The organism is Streptomyces sp. MnatMP-M17, assembly GCF_900091995.1.
Classification (GTDB): domain Bacteria; phylum Actinomycetota; class Actinomycetes; order Streptomycetales; family Streptomycetaceae; genus Streptomyces.
Genome location: NZ_FMDK01000803.1, coordinates 1 through 6,097 on the forward strand (window position 1 = coordinate 1; position 6,097 = coordinate 6,097).

At 67.8% G+C, this 6,097-nt stretch carries 4 protein-coding genes; 2 read left to right on the forward strand and 2 right to left on the reverse strand.

Annotated elements, in window-relative coordinates:
- A partial coding sequence (locus GA0115259_RS30940; RefSeq protein ID WP_176732714.1) for a PucR family transcriptional regulator occupies positions 1 to 568 on the forward strand: 568 nt, incomplete at its 5' end.
- Between the two features lie 179 nt (positions 569 to 747).
- Positions 748 to 1,530, forward strand: a complete 783-nt coding sequence (locus GA0115259_RS30945) for an SAM-dependent methyltransferase (RefSeq protein ID WP_093603135.1) — start codon at positions 748 to 750, stop codon at positions 1,528 to 1,530.
- A 74-nt stretch (positions 1,531 to 1,604) separates the two neighbouring features.
- Here the strand turns inward: GA0115259_RS30945 and GA0115259_RS30950 are convergent, their stop codons facing one another.
- Together GA0115259_RS30950 and GA0115259_RS30955 are read right to left on the reverse strand one after the other, a co-directional pair.
- Positions 1,605 to 4,085 (reverse strand): PQQ-dependent sugar dehydrogenase, encoded by a 2,481-nt coding sequence (locus GA0115259_RS30950; RefSeq protein WP_161230510.1) that lies wholly within the window; start codon positions 4,083 to 4,085, stop codon positions 1,605 to 1,607.
- A 67-nt stretch (positions 4,086 to 4,152) separates the two neighbouring features.
- On the reverse strand, positions 4,153 to 5,868 hold the full coding sequence (locus tag GA0115259_RS30955) for a ThuA domain-containing protein (protein WP_093603139.1): 1,716 nt from the start codon (positions 5,866 to 5,868) through the stop codon (positions 4,153 to 4,155).
- Positions 5,869 to 6,097: the final 229 nt, after the last annotated feature.

Genomic DNA, 6,097 nt, shown 5'->3' on the forward strand with positions numbered 1-6,097 from the left:
GGCCGGCCTGGGGCTGCGGTCGCTGGTGGCCCGGCGCTCGGGCCGCGCGGTGCTGGTGGTCCAGGGACGTCCCAAGGGCGACGAGCTGTACCGGGCGGTCGCCAGGGAGCTGGACTCGCGCGCGGGCGCCATCGGCCTCGGCGGGCGCTGCGACTCACCGTCCGGGATCCCGCGCTCGTACCAGGAGGCACTGCGCGCGCTGGAGGTACGCCAGTGCTCGCGGGTGCCGCACGGCGTGACCTCGTTCGACGATCTGGGCCTGTACCGGATCATCAGGACGGGCGACGACTACCGGGAGATCGAGGGATACGTCCGCGAGTGGCTCGGCCCGCTCCTCGACTACGACACGGCCCACCGCACCGATCTGGTCTCCACGCTCTCCCAGTACTTCGAGGCGGGCGGCAACTACGACAACACGGCCGCCGTCCTCGGTATCCATCGCAGCACTCTGCGCTACCGGCTCCAGCGGCTGCGTGAGATCGGCGGCCACGACCTGGGCGATGTCGAGACGCGTCTCAATCTGCATGTGGCGACGCGCGTCTGGAAGGTCCTGGGCGGCACGCCCTGACCAGCGGCCCGGCCGGTCCCGTGGCGGCTCCCGCGGCGGCGAGGGCCGTCAATGCGGCGTGCTCGTACGGGCGTTGCTGTGGCAGTATTTGCCGGGGTGGCGATGATCCGCAGGGGGAGATGTGTGCTGGTTCGCGTCTCTCTTTCCTGTATGACGATCAGACTTCCATGGAGCCCTTTATGCCGGCAGGAACGCCCAAGTCCCAGGTCGACACCAGCAAGCCGCATCCGGCCCGTATTTACGACTTCCTCCTCGGCGGCAAGGACAACTACCCGGTCGACCAGGCGCTGGCCTCGCGGCTGACGGCCGAGGCGCGCGAAGGCGCCCAGCAGAACCGTGCCTTCATGCACCGTGCGGTCGGCTGGGTGGCCCGTAGCGGTATCGACCAGTTCCTCGACATCGGCACCGGTATCCCGACCGCGCCGAATCTCCACCAGATCGTCCAGGAGATCGATCCCAGGGCCCGGATCGTCTACACGGACAACGACCCGATCGTTCTGCGCCATGCCGAGGCCCTGCTGATCAGCACGCCGGAGGGCATGACCAACTACATAGAGGCCGATGTCCGCGAGCCGCAGGCGATCCTCGACCACGCCCGTACTCTGCTGGACTTCGACCGGCCCGTCGCACTGTCCCTCATCGCCCTCATGCACTTCGTCCCGGACGACGACGACCCGTACGGCATCACCCGTACCCTGATCGACGCCCTGGCTCCCGGAAGCTGTCTGGTGCTCTCCCATCTGACGGGAGACTTCCTCACCGAGGAGCAGAACAAGGTTGACGCGTACCGTTCGAGCGGGATCAATCTGCGTCCTCGTACGCGCGCGGAGGTCGAGCGGTTCTTCGAGGGACTCGACATGGTCGAACCCGGTCTGGTGACGCGCTGGTACAAGGACACGCCCGCGCCGGAGAACGACACGAGCACCGAACTCCTCTACGCCGGAATCGCCCACGTCCGCTGACGGACGGAGAACGGCCGCGACACGGGCTTCGGGCCCATGCCGCGGCCGTTGGTGTCTCGGCCGTGGTCAGGGTGTCAGGGAGTGCTGATACCCGGGCCGGTGAAGGTGTAGCTGTCCAGGTCGAGAATGGCTCCCGAGCCACCGGTGAAGACCACGAAGAGATCACGCGTCCGTTCCTCGGCGCCGGTGACCGGGGCACTGACCTCGGTGTAGGTCTCCCAGCCGCCGGTGTTCGGCACGGTCACCCGCGCGAGGACCGGCCCGGTCACGGAGTCGTAGCGGAAGGTGGCCACATTGCCCGCCTTGTCCGAGGACACCCGGGCCCTGATCCCGGTCACGCCTTTGAGACTCACCGGGTGGTAGCGGACCCACTCGTTGTTCTGCACGTCTCCGAGACGCTTCCCGCCCTCCGCTCCCGCGGCGGTGATGATCTGCGGCCCCGACAACTGCGCGAAGTGCTCGGCCTGCCACCGCTTGGGCCACAGCGTCCGCTGCTGTTCGCCGGTCAGCGGCACCGTTCCCGCAGCGCCCTTGTCGGTGTAGGTCGCGCGCACCACATAGAACTGTGTGGCGTCGAGTCCGGAGTGGATCGGCCCGGTGTTGAACGTCGTGGAGCAGCCGGTGCCCTCCGCGACCTCATGCGCGTGCTCCTGGTGGCCCAGGGCGATCCGTACGATCACCTTCGAGCAGTCGATCGGACCGTCCTGCGGATCCGTCGCGGACGCGGTCACGGTGACCTTCTCGTTCCACTCGTACACACCGCCGTCCGGTGGTGAGGAGATCGTCAGCGTGGGACGGTCGTTGCCGACCACGATCGGAACGGTCGTGGTGCCGGTCCGTCCGGTGCCGTCGCTGACGGTCAGTCTGGCCTGGAAGCTGCCGTTGGCGGGATAGGTGAAGGACGGATTGGCCGCCGTGGAGTCGGTGCTGCCGTTGTCCGTGAAGTCCCAGGCGTAGGTGAGCGGATTGCCGTCCGGATCGCTGCTGCCCGCGCTGGAGAAGGTCACGGCCAGTGGCGCCAGTCCGTTGTCCCTGTTCACCGATGCCTTGGCGAGCGGCGACCGGCCGCCCTGCACGTAGTTGATCTTGTAGAGCCCGGCGTCCTCGGCGCCCGAGAAGTAGCCGCTGCCGTATTCGAGCAGATACAGCGATCCGTCCGGGCCGAACTCCGAATCGATCGGGTGGACGAAGCGCATCCCGTCCAGCACCGGTTCGATCGCGGTCGGAGTGCCGGTCGCCGGATTGCCGTTGTTGAACTGCACTTCCTTGATCCAGTTACGGCAGTACTCGGAGATCAGCAGCTTGTTGTCGTAGTACGGGGGCCACTTGACGTCGGAGGCCAGGTTCGGGTCGTAGTGGTAGACTTCGGTGTGATTGGGCGAGCCGCAGCCGCCCGGATTGTCGAGCTGCGGCCACTCCTTGCTGCCGCCGTGCTGCTCCCACACCAACGCGGGCTTGGTGGGCGGAAGTTGCTGGATACCGGTGTTGCGCGGAGAGTTGTTGACCGGCCCGGTCGTGCCACCGCACGGGAACCAGCCGCGCGGTGCGTTGGCGGCGAAGTCCCAGTCGTTGTAGGCCACATTGGGCCCGCCGCAGTAGGGCCAGCCGTAATTGCCGGGACCGGTGGCGCGGTTGAACTCGTCGTATGCCGCAGGGCCCCGGTTGGGAATGGTCGCACCGGCGTCCGGGCCGACCTCGCCCCAGTACAGAGTGTTGCCGGCCTTCTTGTCGACGAAGACACGGTACGGGTTGCGCACACCCATGATGTAGACCTCGGGGCGTGTTCCCGAGGTCCCGGGGGCGAAGAGATTGCCACTCGGGATGGTGTAGGTCCCGTTGTCCTCGGGATGGATCCGGTTGATCTTTCCGCGCAGGTCGTTCGCGTTGCCCGAGGTGCGCTGGGCGTCGTACTGCGGATTGCGGGAGGTGCGTTCGTCGATGGGCGCCATGCCCGCCGAGTCACCGCCGGAGTTGGTGTTGTCACCCACCGCGAAGTAGAGATTTCCCGCGGTGTCCCAGGACATCGAGCCCGCGGAGTGGCAGCACAGCTCACGCTCGGTCGGCCACTCGATGATCACATCCTCGCTGGCCGGCGAGAGTGTGTTGGTGGCCCGGTCGAAGGTGAACCGGGAGATCCGGTTGACCAGCGGAGTGACCTTCGGCGAGTAGAACAGCATGACCCAGCCGGTGGTGGCGAAGCGCGGATGCAGGGTGATGCCGATCAGCCCGTCCTCGAACCGGGCGTCCAGCGGCAGGGTGAGCGCCACTGTTGTCGACGCCGTCGCGGGATTGTAGAGCCGTACCTGACCGCCCGAGGCGGTGGTGCCGCGGTTGATGTAGAGGACCTTCTGGTCCGGCAGGACGGCGAGTTCGATCGGTTCGCCCATCTGGAGTCCGCCGTCGAGCTTGACCTTCTCGAATCCGCTCGTCGGCGGAGGAGCGGCGGCGGCCTTTGGCGAGGCGGCCTGTGGAGCCGCGGCGGCGGTGCCGGGCGCGAGCAGCAGGGCGGACAGGGTGAAGAGCGTGGCGAGTAAGGAAACGGCGCGGGACAGCACAGCAGGTACCTCCAGAGGCCGATCGCGGGTGGGGGATGTCGTGCCGGGACGTGTGGAACGTGCTCGTTCAGCTTCCGAACACGGCGAGATCCCACAGGGAGTAGCCCCACTGCGTGGCTCGCTCCGTGCCCTGGACCCGTACATAGCGAGCGGTGCCGCTCACCGCGATGTCGTCGATGCCTCCGTCGCCCGCCGTCGTGGTGCTGACGGTGCGCCAGGTCGCGTTGTCCGGTGAGGTCTGAACGGTGTAAGCCCTGCCGTAGGCGGTCTCCCAGCTCAGCCGGACGCGCTGGAGAGTACGGACGGAGCCGAGGTCGACGGTGATCGACTGAGGATCGGAGTACGCGCTGCCCCAGCGCGTGGCGAGGTCGCCGTCGACGGCGTTGGCGCCCACGTGCGGGCTGCCGGGTTCCACGCTGGAGACCGAGACCGGACGGCCGCGCGCCAGATCGGTGGCCGGAGTCCCGTCCTGTTTGATCCTGATGTTGCGGTAGTTGATGTCCATACCGGTGCCGTCGTTCTGGACGCCGATATGCCCGACCGTGATATCGCGGGTGCTGGTGTAGTCGTTGATCTTCACACCGTTGAGATGGATCTCGACATGGCGGCCGTGCACCGCGATCTCGTAACTGTTCCATGTTCCCGGCGGATTGAGCGCGGCGGCCCGTGCCGCGGTGTCCGGAGCCTGGAAGCTGTAGACGCTGCCGGTCGTCCGGGACGGATCGGCGTCGGTCGCGTCGATCTGGATCTCATGGCCGAGATCGACGGGCTTCCATGGATCGCCCTGCGGATCGGGGAAGCCGATGAACACTCCGCCGTTGTCGTCGCCCGGCATCATCCAGTCCACCTTCAGCGAGTAGTCGCTGAAGGGCGTCACCGGATACCAGAGCAGTCCCATGCCGCCGACCGAGGTGAGAGTGCCGTCGGCGAGCGTGAATCCGCCGGGCCCGGCCTGCCGCCAGCGGTCCAGGCTCGCCTGCGTACCGTCGAACAGCGAGGTGTAACCGTTCTCCGGGCGGCAGTCCGCGGCCCGCGCGCCCGAGGCGGTCTGGATACCGCCGAGCAGCATGGTGGTGAACGCGGGATCCGCGTACGACTCCTCGGTGTGGCCGAGACCGGTGTACCAGGCGCGGCCACCGCGGTAGTTCTGGCACCAGGTGATCGGATGATCGCCCATGCTGCCACCGGAGTACGAGGATTCGTCCAGGCTCGCGAGCACCTTCACCGCGGAGCGCGGATTGGCGCGGTAGTTGTACCACTCGTCGGTCCTCGTCCAGCGCTGCGGAAGATGCGCGGTGGAGACGGAGGACCGGTCCTCGACCTTGACGGTGGCCTGCTGTGTGGCCGGATGCGAGGCGAAGTACGCGCCGACGAGCCCGCCGTACCAGGGCCAGTCGTACTCGGTGTCGGCGGCGGCGTGGACGCCGACATAGCCGCCGCCCGTTCCGATGTAGGACTCGAAGGCGGTCTGCTGCGCGGCGTTGAGCACATCACCGGTGGTCGAGAGCCAGATCACCGCCTGGTACTGGGCCAGATTGGCGGTGGTGAACGCGCCCGCGTCCTCCGTGGCGGTGACGGTGAAGCCGTTGGCCGTGCCGAGGCGCTGAACGGCGGCGATCCCGGCCGGGATCGACGAGTGCCGGAATCCGGCGGTCTTGGAGAACACCAGCACCTTGGAGAGCGGCGCGGCGGCGGAAGCGGGGGTGGCGGCGGACGCCGGTACGGTCTCCGGTGCGTGCGGTACGGCGACCAGCGACAGGGCCAGCAGAACGAGCGCGATCATGGTGCGGGACACAAGGCGCACGATCCAGTCCTCTCTCGGAGCGCCCGGAGGCGCCGGCTGAGGTACGAGTGCGTGGCGGAACGAGGCGGCACAGTGGCCGCGTCAGACGTAGTGAACATCGGAGGTTTCAAGGGGTCAAGGGCTCTGACCGCTCCTTGTTTCGCGCCGGGCATGACAAAGCCGCGCCCGGCCCCGTACAGGGCCGGGCGCGGCGGGATCGGGCGCGGCG